At 65.2% G+C, this 23807-nt stretch carries 19 protein-coding genes and 2 pseudogenes; 6 read left to right on the top strand and 15 right to left on the bottom strand.

Going from position 1 to position 23807, the window contains the following annotated elements:
- A pseudogene (locus ACYCUK_RS17435) lies at nt 1-333 on the bottom strand (ferritin-like domain-containing protein); the annotation flags it as partial.
- Nucleotides 334-491: 158 nt separating this feature from the next.
- Between ACYCUK_RS17435 and ACYCUK_RS17430 the strand changes: the two are divergent.
- Complete coding sequence (locus tag ACYCUK_RS17430; protein WP_233224383.1) at nt 492-1154, top strand: OmpA family protein; 663 nt, start codon at nt 492-494, stop codon at nt 1152-1154.
- Between the two features lie 79 nt (nt 1155-1233).
- Here ACYCUK_RS17430 and ACYCUK_RS17425 read toward each other — a convergent pair whose 3' ends face one another.
- Nucleotides 1234-2061 carry a DUF3014 domain-containing protein gene (locus ACYCUK_RS17425; protein WP_461595944.1) on the bottom strand — a complete coding sequence of 276 codons (828 nt, stop codon included), beginning with the start codon at nt 2059-2061 and terminating at the stop codon, nt 1234-1236.
- A 274-nt stretch (nt 2062-2335) separates the two neighbouring features.
- Here ACYCUK_RS17425 and ACYCUK_RS17420 point away from each other — a divergent pair, with 274 nt between their 5' ends.
- Nucleotides 2336-4321 carry a PhoX family protein gene (locus ACYCUK_RS17420; protein ID WP_461595943.1) on the top strand — a complete coding sequence of 662 codons (1986 nt, stop codon included), beginning with the start codon at nt 2336-2338 and terminating at the stop codon, nt 4319-4321.
- A 295-nt stretch (nt 4322-4616) separates the two neighbouring features.
- Nucleotides 4617-4952 (top strand): hypothetical protein, encoded by a 336-nt coding sequence (locus ACYCUK_RS17415; protein WP_461595942.1) that lies wholly within the window; start codon nt 4617-4619, stop codon nt 4950-4952.
- A 121-nt stretch (nt 4953-5073) separates the two neighbouring features.
- On the opposite strand, the gene ACYCUK_RS17410 is transcribed toward ACYCUK_RS17415, so the two are convergent.
- The 10 genes from ACYCUK_RS17410 to ACYCUK_RS17365 all read right to left on the bottom strand — a co-directional run bounded on the left by ACYCUK_RS17410 (nt 5074) and on the right by ACYCUK_RS17365 (nt 15479).
- Nucleotides 5074-5235, bottom strand: coding sequence for a hypothetical protein (locus ACYCUK_RS17410; protein WP_461595941.1), 162 nt, complete (start codon nt 5233-5235; stop codon nt 5074-5076).
- On the bottom strand, nt 5232-5978 hold the full coding sequence (locus ACYCUK_RS17405; RefSeq protein ID WP_461595940.1) for a COG4280 domain-containing protein: 747 nt from the start codon (nt 5976-5978) through the stop codon (nt 5232-5234). Before ACYCUK_RS17405 ends, ACYCUK_RS17410 begins: the two co-directional genes overlap by 4 nt.
- Nucleotides 5975-7081, bottom strand: coding sequence for an ABC transporter ATP-binding protein (locus tag ACYCUK_RS17400; protein WP_461595939.1), 1107 nt, complete (start codon nt 7079-7081; stop codon nt 5975-5977). The genes ACYCUK_RS17405 and ACYCUK_RS17400 overlap by 4 nt, the downstream gene beginning before the upstream one ends.
- A gap of 3 nt (nt 7082-7084) precedes the next feature.
- The gene (locus ACYCUK_RS17395; protein ID WP_461595938.1) at nt 7085-8812 is read right to left on the bottom strand and encodes an ABC transporter permease; all 1728 of its coding nucleotides are present in this window, start codon (nt 8810-8812) and stop codon (nt 7085-7087) included.
- 32 nt (nt 8813-8844) lie between these two features.
- Entirely contained in the window at nt 8845-9888 is a 1044-nt protein-coding gene (locus ACYCUK_RS17390; protein WP_461595937.1) for an ABC transporter substrate-binding protein, read from the bottom strand.
- 5 nt (nt 9889-9893) lie between these two features.
- On the bottom strand, nt 9894-10652 hold the full coding sequence (locus tag ACYCUK_RS17385; protein ID WP_461595936.1) for an energy transducer TonB: 759 nt from the start codon (nt 10650-10652) through the stop codon (nt 9894-9896).
- Nucleotides 10649-11056 (bottom strand): ExbD/TolR family protein, encoded by a 408-nt coding sequence (locus ACYCUK_RS17380; protein WP_461595935.1) that lies wholly within the window; start codon nt 11054-11056, stop codon nt 10649-10651. Before ACYCUK_RS17380 ends, ACYCUK_RS17385 begins: the two co-directional genes overlap by 4 nt.
- 136 nt (nt 11057-11192) lie before the next feature.
- Nucleotides 11193-11924: a MotA/TolQ/ExbB proton channel family protein gene (locus ACYCUK_RS17375; protein WP_461595934.1), complete on the bottom strand. Its 732-nt coding sequence runs from the start codon at nt 11922-11924 to the stop codon at nt 11193-11195.
- Between the two features lie 88 nt (nt 11925-12012).
- Entirely contained in the window at nt 12013-14310 is a 2298-nt protein-coding gene (locus tag ACYCUK_RS17370; protein ID WP_461595945.1) for a TonB-dependent receptor, read from the bottom strand.
- A gap of 308 nt (nt 14311-14618) precedes the next feature.
- The gene (locus ACYCUK_RS17365) at nt 14619-15479 is read right to left on the bottom strand and encodes a helix-turn-helix domain-containing protein (protein WP_461595933.1); all 861 of its coding nucleotides are present in this window, start codon (nt 15477-15479) and stop codon (nt 14619-14621) included.
- Between the two features lie 248 nt (nt 15480-15727).
- Between ACYCUK_RS17365 and ACYCUK_RS17360 the strand changes: the two genes are divergently transcribed.
- Nucleotides 15728-17917 carry a DUF6600 domain-containing protein gene (locus tag ACYCUK_RS17360; RefSeq protein WP_461595932.1) on the top strand — a complete coding sequence of 730 codons (2190 nt, stop codon included), beginning with the start codon at nt 15728-15730 and terminating at the stop codon, nt 17915-17917.
- Between the two features lie 117 nt (nt 17918-18034).
- Here ACYCUK_RS17360 and ACYCUK_RS17355 read toward each other — a convergent pair whose 3' ends face one another.
- The 3 genes and pseudogenes from ACYCUK_RS17355 to ACYCUK_RS17345 form a co-directional block, all read right to left on the bottom strand.
- Nucleotides 18035-19807 (bottom strand): alkaline phosphatase family protein, encoded by a 1773-nt coding sequence (locus ACYCUK_RS17355; RefSeq protein WP_461595931.1) that lies wholly within the window; start codon nt 19805-19807, stop codon nt 18035-18037.
- A 426-nt stretch (nt 19808-20233) separates the two neighbouring features.
- A pseudogene (locus tag ACYCUK_RS17350) lies at nt 20234-21226 on the bottom strand (IS4 family transposase); the annotation flags it as partial.
- Nucleotides 21227-21574: 348 nt separating this feature from the next.
- Nucleotides 21575-22372 (bottom strand): IS4 family transposase, encoded by a 798-nt coding sequence (locus ACYCUK_RS17345; protein WP_461595930.1) that lies wholly within the window; start codon nt 22370-22372, stop codon nt 21575-21577.
- 335 nt (nt 22373-22707) lie between these two features.
- Here ACYCUK_RS17345 and ACYCUK_RS17340 point away from each other — a divergent pair, with 335 nt between their 5' ends.
- Both ACYCUK_RS17340 and ACYCUK_RS17335 read left to right on the top strand, forming a co-directional pair.
- Nucleotides 22708-23181, top strand: coding sequence for a hypothetical protein (locus tag ACYCUK_RS17340; protein WP_461595929.1), 474 nt, complete (start codon nt 22708-22710; stop codon nt 23179-23181).
- Between the two features lie 169 nt (nt 23182-23350).
- Nucleotides 23351-23807 (top strand): efflux RND transporter periplasmic adaptor subunit (locus ACYCUK_RS17335; protein ID WP_461595928.1); only part of this gene is annotated, 457 nt, incomplete at its 3' end.

Here is a 23807-nt window from a genome sequence, read left to right as displayed (position 1 = left end):
GTATTCGCTGAAGAAGTCGGCATAGGCGCCGTCCCAGTCGAATTCCGGCCAGACATGGTGGATATAGGCTTTCAAGGCGCGGCCATGCTGCAGTTCCTCCGGCTCCCAGTGCTCGATCAGCCACGTGCCGACCTCGGCATCATCGGCAAAGTAGTCGACCAGGTTGCGGGTGTAGGTGTCGGTGCCGCTTTCAATGAACGAGGCGCTGCACACCAGCAGGAACAGATCGTCGCGCTCGCGCAGGCTGGCGCAGTCGATGGGCCCAAAGTCCAGGTCTTCAAGGTGCCAGCGCAAATCCGGGCTATGCGATGCGTCAAGTGATGCGTCTTGCATGGTCGATCTCCCAAGAGGTTGGGGATGGGACACCCCTTGCTCTACTTTAGTTCGGGTTTTCCTGGATGGCTCGGGCGCCGGCGCGACTTCGGCGCCTGTGCGGACGCTGCCCGGTAAACTGACAGGCCGATGTTTGACCCCGCATGAGGAGAATCGAGATGCTGCAAAGAACGCTTGTCATCGCCGTGGCCGGCGCCCTGGTTTTGGGGGGCTGCGCCGACATGAATCAATCCCAAAAAAGCACGGCGCAGGGAGCCGGCATCGGTGCTTTGGCGGGCGCCGCCCTTGGCGCCCTGACGGCGGGCGGAAACACCGGCCGTAGCGCCGCCACGGGCGCTGCTGCCGGCGCCGCGGTCGGCGCCCTGGGCGGCTACCTGTGGAACCAGCATCTGGAAAAGCAGAAGCAGCAGATGGAGCAGGCCACCGCCGGCACCGGAGTGCAGGTGACGCAAACCGCCGACAACCGCCTGAAGATCAATGTCCCGGCAGATGCCGGCTTTGCCACCGGCAGCGCCCAGATCAACAGCAACCTGTACCCCGCGCTCACGCAGCTGGCGACGGGGCTGATGCAGAACCCGACCGAATCGGTGCAAATTCTGGGCTACACCGACAGCACCGGGACCGACGCGATCAATTACCCCTTGTCGGAAAACCGCGCCTTGAGCGTGAAGAACTACCTGGTGTCGCGTGGCGTGCAACCGCAGCGCATCGCCACCCAGGGCATGGGCCCGCAAAACCCGGTGGCCAGCAACGCCACGCCGCAGGGCAGGGCGCTGAACCGGCGCGTGGAAATCTACGTCGCCTACCCGCCGCATCCCTGAGCGGGCGCGAGCCGTTGTGGCATGGCAGCGGCCGTCGGCCCACGGATCCGCCGACGTCTGCCAGCCGCGGGGCGTGCCATCAGCCAGCAGGGGTCGATGCGCCTGGCCGCATCTTCTCCAGCAAGGCCTGCCGGATGGCGCGTAGCTTCGCCTTGACCTCGGTTTCACCGGCAGGGCCCAGGCGCATCAAAATTTTCTGTCCGACCGAGGCCGACTCCAGACGCGGATCGGCATACTGAAACAGCACTTTCGGCTGCACCAGCAGCACCGGCGGCTTGGGCTCGGGCGCGGCCAGCAGGTTGTCGATGACCACGAGCAGCCGGTTGTTGAAGCTGGCGTGCGGATAGCCCAATTCGGTGTAGGCCTGCTGGAACAGCGGGTAGAACTCCAGGTAGACCTCCACGAGTCGTTGCGGCTTGACCTGCTGCAGAACTTGCAGATAGGGCGCATAGCGCTGCGCGTTGTCGGGGCTGATGGCCAGGTCCGCGCCCGTGCCGCTGGTGCGCAACACGCCAGGCACCGGGCTGACCGGCCACGCCTTCACCGGCGCCTGCTGACGCGGCAGGTTGTCGATGGTGGCGACGATGTGCAGGATGAGGCGATGCGGAATCAGCCATTGCGCAAAGGCCTTGTGGCCGATCAGGCCGGCGAGCGCCTGGCCGATGGCGCCATCGCTCTGGTCGAGCTTGGGCAAGTTGGCCGCGCTCTGTTGCGGCAACTCCAGTTGCGGTGCCGACGCCGGCGATGATGCCGGCCCGGCAACTGGCTGGCTCTGCGCCGCTGTGGCCGCAGCGCTGGCGCTTGGGTGCAACGCAGCCGGCAGGTGGCCGCGCTGCCAGTTGAAATAGCCGATGGCAGCCACCAGTGCCACGAGCACAACGGCGACGATGAGCAAGGGGTTTTTCATGGTCTTCCTTCAATGGTCATGCCCATCGACTTCGACGCGCATGAACGATAGGCAAGGTGGTTCGCTGCTGTAACTGCCGCAGGTATAGCCCAGCTTGGCTTGCATCACAAGCGCGGACCGGGTACGAGCCGACTGTCAAATTCCTGTCACGTCAGTGATGTAACTTCTTGTGAATCATGTCAGTGAACGTGAACGCGAACGTGACGCCACCGACAGACGACACCGCCCCGGCGGCTTCATCCCCATCCGCTCACCCAGACCGAAGGATCGTGCCATGACCCAAATCTCCACCTTGTCGCGCCGGCAAGCACTCAAGCTGTTCACCGGCGCACCTTTGTTGCCGCTCGCCGGTGGGCTCAGCGCAGCCTCCTTCCTGACGGCCTGCGGCGGCAGTTCCGGCACCGCGGCGACCACACCGCAACCTGGCCCTGCCCCGGCCGCCACGCCCACTGCGGCCAGTTTCAGCTCCATGGCCGCCCCGGCTCTGGCCGATGCCGCCGCGATGGCCACCACCAGCGTGGCATCCAGCCTTCGAGTGGCATACAGCAATGGCAGCACGCAAACCTACAAGCTCGGCTACCAGCCGATGTTCATCACTGGAGACCAGGTGCCCAATGTGCAGGGCGGCACCATCCTCGCCGGCGGTTGTTTCGACATCGACGGCAACCCCATCATCGATAAATCCGTACCCGGGCAGGAGCGTCCGTTTTATTCCGACTGTCCCGATGGCATGAGCCTGTTGCAGACGATTGCCGGCGTCGACAAGGCCAAGCTCGGCGTCAAGGGCAATGTGGTGTTTGCCGTCGTGCAGTTCGAGTACGCCACGCGCGACCAGGCGCAAGCCAGCCAGTACGGCCGCCTGCCCTCGCCGATCGCCGTGCTCACGCTCGACCAAGAGCCGACCACCGGCAAGCTCACCTTGGCCAGGTACTCCAACGTGCCGACCAAGCCGGCGTATGGCCTGTGGATCACCTGCGGCGCCAGCCTGTCGCCGTGGAACACACACCTCAGCAGCGAGGAATATGAGCCCGACGCCTTTGCCATCGCCAACAACAGCCAGTTCAAGGCGTTCATCACCAATCTCTACGGCGACGCCAACGCCGTGAGCGATCCGGTCAAGGCCAACCCCTACCTCTACGGCCACCTGCCCGAGGTCAAGGTCAACCCCGACGGCACCGGCAGCGTGGTCAAGCATTTCTGTCTGGGCCGCATTTCGCACGAGCTGGTGCACGTCTGCCCGGATCAGCGCACCGTGCTGATGGGCGACGACGCGACCAACGGCGGGGCCTTCATGTTCGTCGCCGATCAGTCGGCCGATCTGTCCTCGGGCACGCTGTACGTGGCCAAGGCGACGCAGACCTTGGGCAACGGTCCTGGCGCATTCACGCTCAATTGGATCAAGCTGGGCAGTGCCACCAGCGCCGAAATCGAGCAGTTGGCCAAGACCCTCAAGCCCACCGACATCATGGACGTGGCCACGACCAATCCCAATGATCCGAGCTTCACCAAGATCCGTTTGTCCGGCAAGGACAACTGGGTGAGGCTCAAGCCCGGCATGGACAAAGCGGCAGCCTTCCTTGAGACGCACCGCTATGCGGCGCTGGTGGGCGGATCGATGAGCTTTACCAAATGGGAAGGCACGACGGTCAATGCCAAGGATAAGGTCGCCTACATCGCGATGAGCTACATCCAGGCCTCGATGATCGATGGCACCACCGACATCAAGGTCCAGGGCCCGCGTGCAGGCGCGACGTATGCGATGAACCTGAAAACGGGTCAGAAGGACATGAGCGCCATGGCAATTGCCAGCGACTGGGTGCCGGTGGACATGGCGCCACCCGCCGCCTTGGTGGGTGAGGATCTGGCCGCACCGGACGCGCTGGGCAATCTGGCCAACGCCGACAAGGTCGCCAACCCCGACAACCTCAAGTTCTCGGAAAAGCTGCGCACCCTGTTCATCGGTGAAGACAGTGGCATGCACGTCAACAATTTCCTGTGGGCCTACAACGTCGACACCAGGCAACTCAGCCGCATTCTGTCGTGCCCGGCGGGGGCCGAGTCCACCGGTTTGCAAGGCGTGGACGACGTCAATGGCTGGACCTACATCCTGAGCAATTTCCAGCACCCGGCCGACTGGGAAACGCCATTGCACGACAAGATCAAGGCCACGCTCGACCCGCTGATCAGGGCCAACTACAAAGACCGCTACGGTGCGGCAGTCGGTTACATCACCGGGCTGCCGCAAACAGCCAAGGCTTGAGGCCGGGCTGGCCAGCCTGGCGGCGGTTTCAGGCTCGTCTGAACGCCATGCCGACCTGGCCGCAGATCGGCATGGCGGTTTGCGCGTCCTTGGCGAGGAACCCGGATTGATGCATGGCCATGGATCCCCACCGCCGCCATGATTCCGAGTGCCCTGCAAGGTGATGATGTCGTTCCGTCGCGAAGCCTTGCGTAAAGGCATGAATAGCCATGGGAATTGCAATTCGACAAACGGGTTTTCGAAGGGGATCTGGCGGCGGCTTGCGCCAGCCTGATGCGCAGGCTTAGGCTTCGCCATGGCGGCCGAAGAGTTGCCAATTTCCCGGAGGTCTGTGATGTTCGACACGCATGAATCGGCAGGGCTGTGGTCGCTGGGATTACGCATCGAGAGCGCCGCTGATGCGCGCCTGGCCGCCTGGCTGCAAACGCGGCTTGGAGCGCAGCCACTGCGCGAAGCGGCATTGGCTTTAGCGAGCCGCAAGCAGCCCAGGCCTCTCAAGGTTGCACGGGCGCTTGGGCTGACGCTGCCGCCAGAGTTTGCGCAGAGCGACACCACGCCAACATTGCAGGACCTACGCCGCCACGACCAGGCTCGTCGCCAGGGTTGGCCGCAGCCGCTCGACGGGCGGTAAATTCGCCGCCGCCTTGAGTCCTCACAGGCGCAAAGATTCGCCTGCAGGTCGTTCGAGTTGCTACGGCAGGCTCTGGTTCGGCATGCCTTGCGGGTTGCATGACGCCTGCCTGGGCGAGGCGTCATGCCGCCTGCCAGAACGCCGCGGCGATGAGCGCCGCCACCAACACCCAGCCGCTGGCAGAAGGCACCCATTGCGCAACCATCCAGGCCAGCGCCACGGCCAGCATGACCGAAGCGACATTGCGGGCGTCGCCAAAAATGAGCTGGAAGACCTTTTTCATGCGCGCGCTCCTTGCGCGGCGAGTTGCGGCACGCGCAACTTGAAGGCGGACAGCCGCCCGGCCACCGCATAGACCGCGAACAGCAGCAAGAGCGTGGCGTCGCCCAGCGGCCAGACCCTGGCTTCATCGAGCAGGCCGCCCAGGCTCCAGAAGGTGCCGAAGGCCAGCAGGGCGCAGGCGACGGTGAACTTGAGGGTGTTTTCCGGCACTTTGGTCAGCGGCTTGCGCAGCACCAGACCCACGGCGATGACGGCCAGCAGCGCGGCCACGGCGCTGCCAGCGGCCTGGCCGTAGCTGCTGATGGAGCGGCCCAGGGCCACGACCAGCAGCCATACCTCCAGGCCTTCGAGCAGCACGCCTTTGAAGGCCATCGCCCAGGCGACGCGGGCTTCGGCGTGGTCGATCTTTTCGCGCGTTTCGGCGAACTCTTTCGCTTCGTCGTGCGGCTTGGTGCGACCGGCGTAGCGGCGGATGGCCTTCACATACCAGCGCAGGCCGAACAGCAGCAGGAACAGGCCGATGGCGGCGCGGATGATGTCGATGTCGGCCTGCACCACGTTCAGCCCCGCGCCGGTCACGGCGATGAGCGCTGCGACCACGGCCAAGGCCGCAGCGGCGGCTCCGGCGGCGCGTGCCCAGCCGATGGACAGCGCCACCGCCAGCACGATGGTGAAGGCCTCCACCCACTCGACGGCGGAGGCCAGGAAGATGGCGGTCATCCCGCCCCATTGGGTTGCATTCATACAGCCAGTTCCTCGGTTGTTGTCGTTGTCGTCGCAGGGTAAAGCAAAGCCTGCGCGGCCGCGATGCGCAGGGTGATGGCGCTGCCCGCCGCGTGGTGCAGAGCGTCGGGCAGCGCGTCCGGCACGGGCAGGCGCAGCGTCACTCCAGAAAGGTCGATGCGCAGTTCGGTGTGTTCGCCCACGGTGAGGTGGCCGAGCACGCGCGCCTGCGCTGACCAGCTCGGTGTGTCGGCATTCAAGTGGGCGTGTGGCAGATGCAGCGCCGAGGCGCGCAGGTAGAGGGTGTATTCGCCGTCGGGCTGCTCCGCCTGAGCGGAGCTTGCGGCCACCTCGCCCCAGGGGGCTTGCAGACGGCCTGCCTGCAGGCGCACCGGCCAGGCTCCAAGCGCGCCGGTGAAGCGCGCCACAAACGCCGTGGCGGGCTGGCGCAGCAGGTCGCGTGGGGTGCTCAGTTGCAGCAGGCGGCCTTGCGCCATCACGCCCACACGGTCGGCCAGGGCCAGCGCCTCGCGGTGGTCGTGGGTGATGTAGAGGGCGCTGATGCCGTGCTCGCGCACCACGGTGCCAATCAGGTCGCGCAGTTCCTCACGCAAGCCCGCGTCGAGGTTGGACAGTGGCTCGTCGCACAGCAAGAGCCGGGGTCGCACCGCCAGCGCACGCGCCAGCGCCACGCGCTGCTGCTGCCCGCCTGACAGGGCATGCGGGTGGCGGTCAGCCAAGTCGGCCAGCCCCACATCGGCCAGCATGGCACGGGCGCGTTCGCGCGATGGCCCGCGCCCCAGGCGATGCAAAGGCAGCGCGACGTTGTCGAGCGCGCTCAGGTGGGGCCACAGCGCGTAGTCCTGAAACACCATGCCCAGTTGCCGCTGTTCCGGCGGCAGGAAGGGGCCGTCCGCCGCGTCCACCACGGTGGTGCCCAGGCGCATGCTGCCGCCGTCCAGCCGCTCCAGCCCAGCGACCAGGCGCAGCAGCGTGGTCTTGCCCGACCCGGAAGGGCCGAGCAGGCAGAGGATTTCGCCTTCCTGCAATTGCAGGCTGACGTCGTGCAGCGCGATGGTCGCGCCGAAGCGCTTGCGCGCGGAGTCGATGTGCAGCAGGGTCATGGTTCAGGGGGTGCCGAGTTGTCGCCAGGCCACGGGGGTGAGGCGCTGATAGGCACAGCGCGCCAGCAAGGCGAAGGCCAGCAGCACGGCCATGCCCAGCACCTGCAAGCGCGCCTGCTGGTGAAGCTGGAAGCCGCCCGCATATTGCAGCAAGGCGACGGCCAGCGGCGGGTGTCCTGCGGGGTAGAGCAATTCGGAGGCGGGCAGCTCGAACGCAATCGACAGCACCGCCAGCAGCCAGCCGTAGAACAGCGAGCCGGCCAGCAGCGGCAGATGCACATGGCGCAGGGTCTGCAGACGCGACAGCCCATGCACCCGGGCGGCATCGGCCAGCGAGCGGTGCAACTGCGCCACCGGCCCCAGCAGCACCCGGCTGGTGGCCGGCACCGCCAGCGCCACATAAGCCATGCCCAGCAGCAGACTGCCGCCATACAGCGGCGCATACGGCTGGTTGTAGGCCTGCAGATAGGCGGCGGCAAGGACGATGAGCGGCAGCGCCATCATCGCCAGCAAGGCGACATCGAGCACGCGGCCCAAGCGCCCAGGGCGGGCACTCAGCCAGGCCATCGGCAGGGCAATGAACACGGTGATGCTGGCTGCGACCAAAGCCAGTTGCAGCGAATAGCGGATGGCGGCAAGCAAGGGAGGGAGCGAAGCGGCAATCTGCGTCCAGGCCGCCTTCGGCCACGCCACGCCGAGCGCCGCGAAAGTGGGTAAAGCCAAGGCAAACAAGGCCAGCGCCAAGAGCAAAGCGCCATGCAGCAGTTGGTGGCTGGTTTGCAGCCGCACCCGCGCGGCAGGCCGGTGCTTGGCACCCAGGGTTTGATGCTGGCGGGCACGCCGCCCCACGCGGCTTTGCAGCACCAGTGCGGGCAGCACCAGCGCCAGCAGCAGCCAGGACGTTGCCGCCGCCAAGGGGAAGTTCAGCGGCATGCCGTTCACCGCCTGATAGATGGCATACGTGCCCATGGCGAAGCCGCTGCTCGCTCCCAACGTGGCCACCACCGCAAAGTTGCGCAGCGACTCGGCGTAGGCCATGGCGAAGCCGGCGGCCAGTGCGGGCAGCAGCGCGGCCAGCCCCAGGCGCAGCCGCCACAGACGCGACAGGCCGTGCACCCGCGCGGCTTCCTGCAGCGCGGCGCTGCTGTTGCGCAGGCTGCCTTGCGCCACCAGAAACACATAGGGCACGACCTTGAGGGCCAGGGTGAGGATGATGCCCACCGGGCCCAGCAGCAGTTGCGCGGCGTGCAAGGCGGTGGGCCATGCAGCCAGCGGGCCGATGGGCGCGGCCAGCAGCATCCAGCCCGAGGCGAGGAAAAAGTCCGGGAAGATGAGCAGCAGCCACACCCCGGCTTCGATCCAGCCGTGTCCGCGCAGATCGGTGCGCTCGCGCAGCCAGGCCAACCACAGGCCGAAGGGCAGCGAAAGCACGCCCACGGTGAGCGCCACCCACAGCGAGTTGAACAGCGCATGCAGTTCATAGCCCTGGAAGGCGTGGCGCAGCGGGGCAAGCGTTGGCCGCAGATCACCCTGCAGTACATGCGGCAAGAAAGCCGTGAACAAGAAGCCCAGCAGGGGATAGGCCCACAGTGCGACAAACGCCACAGTGGCCAGCAGTAAGCCGACACGCAAGGCCCAGCGGCGCCCAGCGGTGCGCGTGCCGCTGGGCTCGTGCGTCGACGCCAAGGCGGGTTCGGCCAGCCAGCGCAGGTCTGGATTGCGGGCAGTCATGGGACGGTGTTCAGCGGGCGCTCAGTGGACGGTCAGCGTGCGATATGCGCGGTGAACCAGTCGATCACCTGCGGCTCTCTCAATCCCCATACGGCTGGGTCGAGCACCAGCGGCTGCACCCTGCCCAGCAGCTTCAGGCTGGGCAGGGGCGCGACGCCTTCGAGCAAGGGCAAATCGTTGGAGTCGGCATCGGCGTCGCCCTGCTGCATCGCGGCCTGTCCTGCAGGCGACAGCACCCATTGCACGAAGCGCCGCGCCTGCTGCTGCAGCGTGCCCGACATCTGTTTGCCGATGGCCAGATCGGACGGCAACACGGTGGCGGGTGCGGGGGTGGCGATGCGCAGCGCGGGCATCTCGTGCAGGAAGCCGATGGCCGCCGAGCTTTGCACCACGGCGGCGTCGATCTGGCCATACTGCAGCGCGCGCAGGGTCACGCTGTTGGTGGGAAACACCTTCAAGCCGTTGGCTTTGAGACGCTCGAAATACGCCTTGCCCGGCGTGTCCCCCAGGTGTTGCAGCAGGCCCGCGACCAGCGGATAGGTGGGGCCGGAGATGGCCGGGTTGTCCATGCCCACCTTGCCGCGCAGCGCGGGCTTGGCGAGGTCGGCCCAGGTCTTGGGCCAATCGGCCTGCGCGATGGTCTTGGGGTTGTAGAGGATGACCCCGGCATAGGTCACGCCCACCGGCTGCCAGCAATGGCTGGGCGGCACGAGTTGCTGGCCCAGCGCGGTGTAGCGCACGGCAGGCGTCCAGCCGCATTGCAGCAGGCCTTGCGTGGCGAAGGTCTGCATCGCCTGGTTGCCGTCCAGCCAGAGCACGTCCCATTGCGGGTTGCCGCTTTCAGCCTGCACCCGCGCCAGCAGCGGGCCGGTGCTGAGGTGAATGAGGTTGACGGGAATGCCGGTGGCCTGGGTGAAGGCTTGCGCGACATGCTGGTCGTAGCCCATCGCGCCATAGACGGTGAGGGTGGCGGCTTGTGCCTGCGCTGACGCGCCAAGGCCGAGCAGCGTGGCCGTGGCAAGCTGGCGTGCAAAGCGGCAAGCCAGCTTGCTTGTGCGGCGTGATGTCGAGGCCATGGAAGTCATTGATCGTTCAGGTGAAACCGCACCCATATGGTGAAGGCCATGGCTTTGCCTTGCAGCACTCGGGGTGTGGGGGGATAGGGGGCGTTGCGCACGGCATCGAGCGCGGCGTGGTCGAGCAGGCCGGCACCGCTGGACGTGACCACGCGCAAGTGGCTGACCACGCCGTCGCGAAAATCGAAACCCACCAGCGTCTTGCCGGAGAGCCGCATCAGGCGCGCGGCTTGCGGGTAGCGCACCGCCGCCTGAATGGCGCTGCGCAACGCGGCCTCGAAGCTGGCCTTGATCGAGGCGGCGTCGGGTGCCGGGGGCGCGGGTGGTTGCGGCGGCGCAGGCGGTGGTGGCGCCGCCACCGGCATGGCCGGCTTGGTGTCGGGCACCGGTGCGGGCGGGGCTTCCACCTTCGGCGTCGCGACCGGCCGCGGTGGCGGCGGCTGCGCGGGTTTGGGGGCGGCCTTGTGGAGGACCGGCCTGGGCTGCGGCTTGACGACGGGTTTGGGGATCGGCTTCGGCAGCGGCTTGGGTTCAGGCGGCCTGGGTATTGGCGGCGCCACTGTTTGGGGCGCCGGCTTCGGGGCGTCGAGCACGATTTGCATCGGCGCAGGCGGTGGTGGCGCCGATGCATGGTCGGCCAGCCAGAGCAGCGCACCGATGATGACAACCTCCAGCAGCAGCGCGGCGCCCGCCGCCAGCGGCCAGCGCTGCGCGTCATGCGGCTCACGCCAATGCTGCGGAGCGTGCTGCAGCACGGCGCTCATGAGCCGCTGCCTCCGCCCTGCCGCGTCGCCAGGCCGATCTTCGTCACTCCCGCCTTGCGGCAGGCGTCCATCACCGCCATGAGCTGCTGCAGCGACACCGCCTTGTCACCGGCCAGGGTCACCTGCAGTGCACCCGGCTGCGGCCGGCTCTTGAGCAGAGCGGTGAGCTGGGCTGGGGTCAGGGTCTTCTGCTCGAAGTGAATCACGCCGGCCTTGTCCACCGCCAGGGTGATCTGCGGCTTGGGCATGGCCTGGGCGGTGGCGCTGGTGGGCAGGCGCGAGGCGATGCCGGCGTCGGGAATCATGTGCAGCGTGACCATGATGAAGAACACCAGCAGGAAAAACATGATGTCGATCATCGGGATGATCTCGATGCGGGCTTTCTTGACTTCGAAATACTTCATGGCAGCTCAAGGAAAAGTGCCGCAGCGCGAGCCGCGGCCGAAGCGGGCACGGCAAAAGCCCACGCTTGCTTGAAGAAAGGGTGTGATGCGCGAACTGGCGCGTTGATCCGAGGCCTGGAATGGCACCGTGCCGAGGTCAGGCAATTTTTTGTTGCAGCGCCTGGCCCAAGGCGCCGGCAGGCACGCCACGGTTGGGGCTGACCGGGGTGACGACCGGATGCCGCGCGGGGCCGCGCACGCCGCCCTCGCGGTAATGCGGGAGCATGCGGTTGACCAGCATGAGCTTGATGCGTTCGAGCTGGTGCATCAGCAGGCGCACGCGCTGGTTCAGCGCATTGAACGCCACCAGGCCGAGCACGGCGATGAACAGCCCGGCGGCCGTGGCCACCAGCGCCTCGCCCACGCCGCCGGTGACGGCCTGCGAAGCCGCACCCGGATTGGCCAGCGCCGAGAAGGTGTTGAACATGCCGATGATGGTGCCCAGCAGGCCCAGCAGCGGCGCCAGGGTGACGATGGTGTCGAGCACCCACAGCCCGCGGTCGATGCGCGGCGCCTGGTCCATCACGGCCTCTTCCAGGCGGCTGGAAAAATGCTCCACGGCGTCGCTCATATCGTGATGCAGCGCCACGGCCACCACCTGCGCCGCCGGTGTATCGGCGTTCGCCTCGACCAGGCCTTTGAGTAATTTGGCGTCCACGTGCGCGTGGCCCTTCAGTTCACGCACCCAGGTCTTGGCCGCGTCCAGCATGCGCGAGAGGGTCCAGAACCGCTCCACGGTCACCGTCAGAGCCACGAACAGCAAGACCAGCATGATGTAGAGAATCCCGCCCGAAGTCTGGGCGATGTGGGTGAGCGTGTCGAACGACATGATGAACTCCAAAAACGTTGAGGTATCAGCCCTGCAGACTGGCCGACCGATGTGACATGAAGATGACGGTCAGCCCGAGGCCGTCTGATTAAAAATCGGCATTCACGGATGCGTAGAAAGTGCGAGGCGCACCTGGGAGGCCCAGCACCTGACCTTGCGAATTGCCACCCAACAGGCCGCCACTGGTCACTTCTTCAAAAGCGTTGTAACGCTTATCCAGCACATTCAGGACGTCCACGCTGAAACGCACATCGTGCAGGCTTGAATGGGCGAATGGAACCTCGCCATCGAGTCCAATATTGAAGGTGCCATAAGCGGGAATGGTTTTTTGGCTGGGGGCGCCGAGGTTGTTGTCGAACATATGTTGCTGCCCGACATACTGATACCAGGCACGAGGCGTCAGCAACATGCCTGAAACGTAGTAGGCGTAGGACGCGCCAACATTCAAGGTGCGATTCGGTACATTCGACACCGGCAAACCCGCGTAGCTCACGCCACCTGTGGTGTAGTTGTTGAAATTCGCCTGCTCGAAATTCATGTTGGCAAAGAGGTGCAGGTTATACAGAACGTCGTCGGCCACGGCGATATTGAATCCCTTGTAAATCGAATCGCCATTTGCATCCCCGAGAAAATTGCCATTCGCGTCGCTCAGCGGAATGTACTGATTGCTGTAATGCAGATGGAAGTAGGAAACGCTCAACAGAAAATTGCGCAGCACGCCATCGTTTTTGACATGCATCTTGACGCCGAGGTTGTAGTCTGTTCCTTTTTCCAGGTTGTAGATTGGCGGCGTCGATTGGTAAATGCCACCACCGCCACCGACTTGTGGTTCCTTGTAGGCCACCGCGTAGTTGCCGAACAAAGCCAGCGCCTCGTTGACACGCCAGTTGACGGCAACCGACGGCTCGGTTGCATGGTGGGTGACGTTGGCGGCTGGGAGTACACCCTGGTTATTGCCCGGGTAAAGCGCATAGGCTTGGCTGAAATCAGACTGTGCTGCCGGGTAGTAGCTTGTCTGATAATTGATGAAGCGAATTCCAGGGGTGATGTCGAGATTGGCCGTCGGGCTGATGCGGTCTTGCACGAAGGCAGCCAGATCGGTTTGGTCCCAGTAGTCGCTGCGATAATGTGCGTTGGGAACTGTCTGGCTGCCGTTGTAGGGCGGGTTGGTGTTGTAGAAGGCGTTTCTCGAGTTGTAGTGGCTCTTCAGGAAAAAGCCACCAAAACTAACGGTGTTGTAGGGCATTTTCACATCGGCCCAGGCCTTGTCGCCGTAGACGGTATCGCTTGGATTGTTGTATTCGTAGAGATTGCCCGGGTTGCTCAGTCCATAATTGTTGTAGTGATAGTGCAGGCGCTCTCCCAGGCGATACCAAATCAAGTTGTGCAGAGATAGCGACGCATCAACGTTGATGTTCGCCTTTCCATAAATGAGCCGGGTCTTGTTGGTGTCGTTCTTGAACCAGACATTGGCGGGGATTGAACTGTCATAACCCGAAGTCGGCTGACTATAGAGTGGTGCATTGGCTGTGCCGTCCAGGGTCACTCCGGAAATTGGCTGGAGTGGAATCGGGACAGGTCGATAGCCACTTCCCTGGGCCTGATAAAAACCCAATGAAAAATCACCATTCTCGAAGGTTTTTCGGGTTTTCAAGAACCAGGCGTAGTTATGGCTGTGATTGTCGAACCCATCCACGCTGGTGCGGTAGCTGTTTGCCGAACCCACGCCCCCGGCGAGGATGGTGGACCAGCCGTCGTGCGCGCCAGTGCGCAGATTGATCGACAGGTTGCGCGCGCCATAGCTGCCCACGCTCAGGCCGATGGAGCCGCCTGGTTTATCGGTGGGTTGCAGCGGCACGAAGGCAATTTCGCCGCCGATGTTGTTGTACCAGCGGTCGCTGGCATTGCCGGGGCCGTAGGTGATGGCCGCGCCTTGCAGCAGACTGAGTTGCGGCACCTCGGGAGACTCCCAGAGCCCGGTGGATGGGTTGGCCATGGGCACGCCGTCGAAGGTCACGGCAATGCTGCCGTTGTCGATCTGACCGCCGGAAAAGCCACCCCACCCCTGCTTGATGCCGTTGATGCTGATGGAGTTCTTGGTCGAGCCGGTGGCGCCATAGCCGGTCACGCCCACGCCGGGGGCGTAGGACAGGGCTTGCGCACTGCCGCCCACGGGTCCGGCAGCCGTGAGTTCGCTCTTGGTCAGCACCTTGACGGACTCGCCCGATTTGAAGACATGGACGGGCGCCAGTTTTTCCGCTTCGTGGCTGGGTTTGTGCTCGGACGTCGCGTTTGTCTGGCCACCGGCCTGCACCGTGCCGAGACTTTCTGGCGCCGATTGCGCCTGCGCCGTGGCAAGGGGTAGGGCCAACAGAGCCGTGAACATGGCCTGCGCGAGCAGACTGGGTTTGAACGCGGGATGCGCGGTTGGCGTGATCGGGTGTTGCATGCAATCCTCCGGGGTGTGTCGGGTTCGGCTTGTCCGCGAGGCTGTCTGGCCCACGGGTACAGAGCGCTATTGCAGCCAGGGCGCGTGACGCGCCGGTTGCATAAACCTGACCAAGATCTGACCGTCGGCGTCAAACTTGTACATAAACGTTGACGTTGCGAACGCTTATCGACACCAGGAGCAGATTCGGCTGGCGCCGATTGACGCGTCTGGGTGTGCTGAGTGTGTCAACAAGCCAGGGTTACTCAGGTTTGTCGTTGCGCAGCGTTGTCAACGCTCGTGGTCGTTTGCCCCGGCGACAAGGTTCTGTGCCAGCGGTAGCCCACACCATGCACCGTCTGCACATGGTTGTGCAGCCCGAGCGGGCGCAGTGCGCGTCGCAGGCGACCCACGGCGGTGTGCACCGTGTCGGCCTGGGCCCGGGCAGGAATGTCCATCGCCAGGCGCAGCGCCTGGGGGCCAAGCACATGCCCGGCCTGCGCCGCAAGGGTCCAGAGCAGGTGGAAGAGTTGCGGCGGCAGCGCCAGAGTCTGCGTGCCCTCAAGGGATTGCAGAGCCGCCCCGAAATGTCCTTGACCCCCTCGGGGGGAGTCCGCTTGCGCACGGGTGGGGGCGCTTAGGTAAAGGCGTCGGGCCTGCCCATCCAGCGCCAGGTCGTCATCCAGCTGCAGCCAGCCGTCGGGCTGCGGCGCCACGCGCTCGCGCAGCCGGCCGAGTTGTGCGCGGATCAAGGCGGCCGTGCTGCCCAGGTGCAGCACGGCATCGGCGCCGGCGCGCAGTGCCGCCAGGGCGCCGGGGTCAGCCACGTCGGGCAGCAGCGCAAGCACGCCTGGCAGGCGCCCGCCAGGCTGGTGGCGCAGGAGCATGAGCCAGTCGGTCAGCTCGCGCACGTCGTGGCCGCTGCTGAGCAGCGCTGCCCAGGCGTCGCCTTCGCGCAGGCGCAACAAAGCCTCGCCGGGCGCGATGGGTTGGGAATTGGTATCGTCGCAATCCGCCGTGGCCGAGGCGAAGCGCACGCGCAGGACAGCGTGCTTGACCGTGTGATTCATGGGGTGCGGAGGGCGCAGGATGGTGGCGTGGGCGCTGCCCGAATCTCGGTCATTCATGTGTCAGGCCGATGACAAGCGGATGACAGCCCGATGCTTGCGGCATTGCGTCTGCCATGACGTGGCCGTGGCGTCGCTGGCGCAAGGCATGGACCGGCCCCGGCGTGCCGTTGAGCCCGGCGCCTGGCTTGTGGGTCACGGGTTACATCTGGCAGTGCGCGCATGCAAGCCGCTGTCATGCGCGCGCGCATGTCGTTCGTTGATGTTGAAAGCAACCCATTCCAGGGTTCTCGCCCAAGCCAACAACCATGAACCTGCTCCCACACCTTGTCCGTCGGCGCGGCTGTTTGCGTTGGGGCTTGCACCGAGCTTTACCCAGCCTGTTCGCGGTCGCGATCGTCGGTTTGGCACCCCTCGCGCATGCCGGGGAACCGCCCGCACTGGTCGGCCGCATCGCCGAGTTTCAAGGCGAGGTGAGTCTGCTGCCGGCCGGCGCCAGCAGCTGGATCGCGGCCAGCCTGAACCGGCCCATCACCATCGGCGACCGGCTGTGGGTGCCGCCGGGCGGGCGCGCCGACATCGTCGCCGGGCCGGATGCGATCCGGCTGGGCCCGGGCACCGACCTCACGGTGCTCGATCTGCGCGAGCAGGACGTGCAGTTGTCGCTGTCGCAAGGCACGGCGCAATTGCAGGTGCGCGCCTTCGGACCGGATCAGCGGGTGGAGGTGGACACGCCCAACCTCGCCTTTCAGTTGCAAAGCGCCGGCGATATGCGCCTGGACGTGAATCCGGCCGCCGACACCACCACCGCCACGCTGCGCGCCGGCCAGGGCGCGGCCTATGGCGAGAGCGCCGCGCCCTATGCGGTGGAGGCCGGACAGAGGGCGCGCTTTGCCGGGCAGAACCTCACCGTTGTGGCCGCTGAAGACAATCCGCCGGCCGACGCCTTCGACCAGTGGGTGGCGCAGTTGAACGCACGCGAAGACGCTTCCATCTCCGCGCGCTATGTCTCGCCCTGGGTCACCGGCTACCAGGGGCTCGACGCCTGGGGCGAATGGGCCCAGAGCCCGCAATACGGGCCCGTCTGGTACCCGCGCGTCGCCCCCGGCTGGGTGCCCTACCGCAACGGCCACTGGGCCTGGGTGCCACCCTGGGGCTGGACCTGGATTGCCGCCGAGCCCTGGGGCTTCGCGCCCTTCCACTACGGCCGCTGGGCCTGGGTCGGTTCGGCCTGGGCCTGGGTGCCGGGGCCCGTGGTGGTGCGCCCGGTGTACGCCCCGGCGCTGGTGGCTTTCGTCGGCGCCGCGCCCGGCGTCACCTTCTCCTTCGGCGTGGCCGGCGGCGCTCCGGCCGTGGGCTGGTTCCCACTCGGCCCGGGGCAGATCTACCGCCCGCCCTACGCCTACACCCCGGCTTACCTCGTGGAGGTGAATCGCTGCACCCCCATCAGCGACCGCGACCACGACTGGATCAATGTGCGCCGCGAACTCGACCCGCGCCGCCTGCCGCCCCACGCCCTCACCCTGGTTCCGCGCACCGCCTTCGTTCAGGGCCTGCCGGTGCAGGATCATGTGCATCGCCTGGCCGCCTTGCCCGCGCACATCCTGCCGCTGGCCACGGCACCCGACGCGCACCCGTTGGCGGCCAGCGTCACCGCCGGGGCGCGTCCCATGCCCTGGCCCACGGGGTTCCGGCCGCGCCCGGTGCTGGCCACGCGCGAGCCCGGGCCGCTGCCGCAGCGCTCTGGCATGCCCGAGGCCGACGGGCTGCGGCCCCCGGGCACATACCGGGTCCTGCCCGCGAACAACACGTCGCCCGAACGGGTTCCGGTGCGCATCGTGCCGGTCCCGGTGCAGCGCCCGTTCCCGCGCCAACCGGTAACGCCGCCATCGATGCGTCTTGGCCAGCTTCCGGCGGCGGAGCCGTCACCCAGGCCACAGCCTGGCTTGCAGCCGCAGCCGGGAGAGTCCGGGCGGTCTGAGTCGCCGCGTGTGTTCATCCCGCAGCCGCGATCCCCGTTGGCGGCGCAGCCGCAAGCTCCCCGGCCGCCGCTGCAAACCCTGGAACCAGCGCAACGGGATCGCGGGTTTTCGCGCCCCATGCCCCACTTTCCTGAACACCCCGCGCAAAGATTCGACCAACGCCACGAACCGCGCCTGGAGCAGCCAGGCTTCGCACCGCCGCCCGGGCCGAGGCCGTCTGGCTTTCCCGCGCCCGAGCGTGGTGCCGGGCCGCCTTCGCCGATCGAGCGCCCGGGTGAAGCGCCGCAGCGCCTCGAACGACCAGCGCCGGAATTGCGCCAGCATGTGCAGCCTGAGTTCCAGCCCCATTTCCGCGCGCTCGCGCCCGGCTTCGAACCCAGTTCGCGGGGCGAAGCCGGGCGCTCAGGCAGACCTGAGGGCGTACCCGAGCGTGGGTCCGAGCGCCGTGCCCCGCCGCCCGGCGCCCCACAGGGCGTGCCCGGCCCCCTGCAGCGCGCCGGCATGGCTCCGCCTTGAGCGGGGCGCCCTGGGCCCGGGTGCAGGGCGCCCCGGCTGGCGTCCCTAGCCTTTCCGGTCGCGCTGCAGCAGGCGCATTCCGCCTGCGTGGCGAGTCTGGAACCGCGCCGCGCGGGGTCAGTCGTCCTGCGCGTTCGAATGCCGGCCCTGATGCCCATCCTCATGGTCATCGTTGTGGCCGAAGTGGAACAGGGTCATCATGTTGCCGATGGCAGGCTTGTTGCGCGGCACATAGGGGTCGCCAGAGACAGGGAGCGGATTGGGCAGGTTGTCGCGGCTGCGCTTGGACAGCGGCGACAAGCCCCAGTTGGCCTCGATGAACTTGGCGATGGAGGCGTGGTCCGTGTAGGTGTGGTCGACATCGCCGCCGCGCGAGTACGGGGACACCACGATCATCGGGATACGCGTGCCGTCGCCGAAGAAGTCGATCGGCTGGATATAGCCCGAGTCGTAGTAGCCGCCGCCTTCGTCGAAGGTGATCATGATGGCTGTGTGCGCCCACAGCTGCTTGTTGCTCTTGACCTGGTCGATCACGCTCTTGACGAACTGCTCGTAGTGGTGCGGGTTGGAATCGGCCGGGTGGCCGGCCTGGCTTTCATAGGGCCGCACGAAGGACACCGCTGGAAGCGTCCCGTACTTCACGTCGGACTGGAACAGGGTCATGCCCTGCAGGTTGTTGCGCTGCGCCGAGGTCATGACCGACTTCGAGAACACGAACGGGTCGCAGATCGAGCAGTACTCGCTGGTGGGGTGGCCATTGTTCCAGCCACCGCTGTACCACTTCCAGGTGATGCCCCTGGCCGTCATCGCGTCCGCCAGCATCGGCACCGTTTGCGGGGGTACCGTGAAATGGGTCGGCCCCAGCGGCGTGGGCGTGCCGTCGGGGTTGTAGCCGGGGCCGTAGTTGTTCAGCAGGTAGTAGGTGTCGGCCGCGCAGTTGCCGCCGTTGAAGGGCTTGTTGGGCTGGGCGTGGAGGTAATCCATGATCGCCGTCACGCCAGGCTGCTGCGGGTCCGCGCATTTGACGTAGGAGCCGCCGGCATAGCCGTCCTGCTTGTAGAAGTTGTTGGTGCCCGGCACAGGATCGGGGTTCTCGATCTGGTTCACCGGCGGCATGGCGGGCATGCCGTTGGTGTTGTAGAACGCCGCGTCCCCGGCGGTGCCGATGGAGATGAAGTTGGCGCCCGTGCCGCCCATGATGGCCTGGTGGTAGTTGTCGCTGATGGCGTATTCGCGCGCGAGCTGCTTGAAGTACGGCGCGTCGCCGGTGCTCATGTTGTAGAAGCCCATCTGCACGCCGCCCTGGTAGGTGTCGGCCGGGGTCGCGGGCGGCGTGTTCTGGCCGCCGATGCCCACGGTCTGGGCCACCCAGGTGAACAGGTCGTGCCGGCCCTTGTCCACCTGCTGCCACATCTGGAAGAAGCGGTGCACCGGGTCGCCGGTGTAGGAGTCGTACGGCACGTACTTGGTGATCTGGAACGGGCCGTTGGGCAGCTTGGCCGGGAAGCGCTGGTCCGGCACGCCGGGGGGCTGGCCGTTGGCGTAGGTCGTGTTGGGTTGCGGCAGCGTGGCGTAGGGCTGGGTCTTGGTCGGGTCGAGGCGATACACGTCGGTATCGCTGGCCTGCCACTGGGCGGCCTTGCCGAAGTTCGGCCCCGGCGTGCCGTCGGCGTTGACGATGCCTTCGGACAGCAGGTTGCGCACGGCCTGGCCGTGTTTGGGCTTGTAGGTGGCGAACAGGTTGTCGAAGCTGTGGTTCTCGCCGACGATGACGATCAGGTGCTCGATCGGCATTGCGGTATGGGTGTCGGACTCGGCGCTGGCGGGCATGGGGTGCCAGGCCAGCATCGCGCTCAAGGCCGTCACCGAGAAAAGGCTGGGTCTATGCATGATCAGGTTCTCCTGTGTGGGGGCACCGGCGCCGGTTCATCGGCAGGCCCCTGCCGTGTTCCTGGCCCCGGTGATCCGCAACGTAGCGACCGCGTGTGATGGCCCCATGAAGGAACGATGAAGGATTTGTGGCAAGGGTTTGTGACTTTTGCCGCGCGCCGCAGCGCGACCATGGGCCTGTGCGCCCGGCGGGCATGCAAGGGCGTACCGGGCTAACCGTAATATTGTTCAGATACGAATGACCGGAATTGGGCAGTGACGCTGATGGAGCAATTCTCCGCGATGGCGGACGTTGAAGTTGCTCATCTTGCGCTTGGCCCCGCGCGGGTTGAAGCGGCCGCGGCGGCTGACACAGCGACCGCGGGCGATCTCAGCGAGCATGGCGTCGCGCCAAGCAACCAGGCGCTCAGGGGGGACGGCCGCAGCTTGCGGCGTTTTTCGCTTGATGCTGTTGGAGCGCAGGTGCGTCTTGAATGCGTCGAACACCCCCTCGATCTCCCAGCGTTCGTGGTCCAGCGCGGCCAACTTCAACGCCGGCGCGCTTTCGGGCTCGAGGAGGTTGGTCACCAGCCGGTAGCTGTCTTGCACCGGCGTGGCTGAATCGTGCAGCGTGGAGTCGATCACGCGGACGGTCTGGCCGTGTTGTCGTGCGCGATCCTTGCTGTCGAAGACGGTGCTGAGGTACGAGCCGTCGCTCAGAAGCTGTTGGACCGGCAGGCCCAGGGTCGACTTGACTCGCCAAGCCAGCTTGGCCCCAGTGGCGCAAGCGGCTTGCCACAGCTTGAAGCTGTAGACATGGCGATCGGCCAGCACCAGCATGTCCGGCGTCAACTTTGCCGGCAGCAACTCGATCGCCATCGCGACCTCGCTGCGGCTGTACGGCGCGATGGCCGCTGCCACCACCACGTGCGTGCCGCACTCCACCAAGCCCAGCAAGCGCGCTTGCGGGAAGGCGCTTTGCCCGCGTGAGGCCGCCGGATGCCCGAAGAACTCGGCATTGGCCGCTTCGTCGGCCACATCCATGCCGCTGCCGTGCACGGCCATGACACGCAGACCTCGATACCACGAGCCTGGCGCAGCGGGTGTTGCCAGTGGACGCAACACCCGCTGCGCCAGCTCAAACATCACCTTGCTGTCCAACCGGGTGCGTGCCTGCGATAGGGCTGACTTGCTCGCCTGCACCGCATCGGCCTTGCCATCGCTCAAGCACTGCAGACCCTCGCACACCACGCGCAGCACCTCCTCCAGTGGCGCCTCGCGCCACAGCGCCAGTGCCATCACGTAGTACACCACCACGGGCGCGGGCAGCCGCCGCTCACGCTGGCTGGCCCGGCCCGTCTCGGCCAAGACCTCTTCGATCAGCGTGCGTGGACACACGCTGGCCAGCACGCCGGCGCTGATCAGGTGGGCGACATCGATCTGTGTGGGTCAGGCCTTGCGTGCTCGCGCCATCGTTCTCGTCCATCGAAGTTTCGATGGACGAGAACGATCGCCGATGAACATGTATCTGAACAGTATTGCCGCTAACTGTTGAACCCGGGTGGCCATAGCCCACTGCTATGAGGCGAATTGAAACGTTAAATTAGACGGATCAGTCCCCATCTCTTAAATTCTTGCTGCATTGCACACCGAAACGGTTTTTTGCCAAACGGTCTGTGACGAGAACGATGGCATCAAGCCCCTTCATGGCTTGAGCCCCAGTCCAACAGCGAATCCCCATGGAGTTTGTCATGTCCCTGATCAATACCCAAGGCCACTGCTGTCCGGTTAAATCCCGAACAAATTCAATTGGTTAGAAAAGTCGTCAGGTTCAGATTGATTGCGCTCGGGCTGCAAGGCGCATGAAAGCTGGATTTTCTCGAAAACCGACACCGACAGAATCTGTAGGCATGCGTAGAGCGAGGCATCGAGGTGAAGCTCTTTCTTGACGATGGCGATGGCGCACCAGATTGGCGTCTTCACCGCGTGCTCGCTGGTGCCCAGCAAGCGCTTGATGCGCAAGTGCTGCTTGATCCATTGGAAGAAGAGCTCGACCTGCCAACGGCTCTTGTAGAGTGCGGCGATCGTCAAGGCGGGCAGGCTGGTGTTGTTGGTCAGGAAGATCAGCGTCTTGCCCGACGCGGGATCGGTGAAGCGGATGCGGCGCAGGCGTTCGGGATACTTCTTGGCCGGGCAGTCGCCACTCAGCATCACACGTTGGTCGCAGAGCACCCCCGTGCTGCGGTCGGTCGGGGCCGAGTCCACCCGCCGTGCATCCCTGCCCTTCTTGGCGCGCGTGACGAAGAAGGCTCCAGCCTGATGCAGCGCAGACAGCCGCCGGAAATCCACATAGCCCCGATCCATCACGTCGAAGGCCCCAGCCTCTGCGGGCACGATGTCCAGCACGTTCACGTCGCGCAGACTCTCGCGCCACGTCAACTGCGCGAAGGCCGACGCGCGGAATTGCTCGGCGCACGACAACGTGCGAACACCCACATCGCCGCCATGGCGCTGCACGAGGCGTGCAGCGCTCGTCCAAGGCACGGACTCCATGATCTGGGCAAACAGCGTCTTACCTGCGTTCACGTGAACTCCTCGGGGTTGTCAACCCCGGGAAGTTACGCAACGCTCGGCCATCGAAATTCAAATCGGCACCAAACGAAATCGGCCTGGAACCCAGCGCCGTTGCTTGCTCCCATGCTTCGCATGAATGATTTAACCAGACAGTAAGTAGTGGCTTTCCTTAATAACCTTATTGATCCGGCCCTGTAATGTCTGCACTTTTTCAGGCACTCATCACTGAGCCGCGCACCGTGTGGAGTTCAAATTTCATAGGGCCGGAGCAATAGGCGCGCTGCAACTCTTGTCTCGCTGCTACAAATCAGTATCCGTGGTCATCTAACGTCGAACGCTGGCTCTGCATGAACACTCATCGTTACTCCAGCTTTATTCTGTACGCCACAGTAGCCCTGCTATCGCTGTTGCTGATGCTAGTACCCCTCACGAATGAGCGTCTGGGGCAGGCAGTTTCATATGCATGGCTCACCCAAGCCGCCTTAATACGGCAGAGTAGCAGTCCCGATACTACTGCAACCGCCAGTGTCAGCGTTACTCCTCAGCTCGGCGCACGCGCTGTCAATTTCTCTATACACCAAATTCCGAGCGGCAGTGGTTTTATAGACCCGAATACGGTACGTGAGTTGCGTATTGTCAGGCTTCAGCCGAAGCTGCCGATTGATTTGGATTACTCCTTTTACCTGGCATATGCTCAGGCTAGCTCTTTGCAATTACCGCCCAAGCTGCGCCCTTGGATTGATTTCTCACCCTCACCGCTGGCCTCTCATCGTCCATGCGGCATGCCGCCGCATGTGTTAGCACCTCCCTCCACGATCTAAATCTAAATCGCCCTGGTTTCCGGCGCCGCATTTATGCGCGACAGCCGGAATGGGCACAAGCGCGCGCAAGCCGTGGTGTGCCTACTTTTTCAGCGACGTTAGCGGCCCCCAATGAGGGCCGTCGTGGAGAACAACAATGCATACTTGGTCAATTTCCAGGCGCGTAGCCATGGCTGCCGCGTGGGCCGCAGCAAGTCTGAGCGCCGTCCCCGCTTTGGCGCAAGCCCAGCAAAGCCAGACGTTTATTCACATCAACCCTGAACAACAGACAGCGCTGGGCGTGCATCTGGCTACAGTGCAAGCAGCAGGAGCCGCGAAAATCAGCCTTCCAGCGCGGGTTGTCGTGCCAACCTCGCAACAGGCTGTCGTGGTTGCTCCCGCCGCGGGCCTTGTCACTCGTTTATTGGTGACAGCGGGGGATACAGTCAAGCGCGGTCAGTTACTGGCTGAACTGAGCAGCCCGCAAATCGCTCAGCTGCAGCGCCAGCGCAACGAATCAGCAATACAGCGCAACTTGGCGCGAGCTCAGGAGCAGCGTGATGCATTGCTTTCGCAGGAGGGCATCATTCCCGCCGCGCGGTTGCAGTCGGCGCAAGCTCGACTGAGCGCGGCTGATGAGATGCTGT

The sequence above is a fragment of the Thiomonas sp. genome, from assembly GCF_054608695.1.
This window is presented reverse-complemented; position numbering and strand designations above follow the sequence as displayed.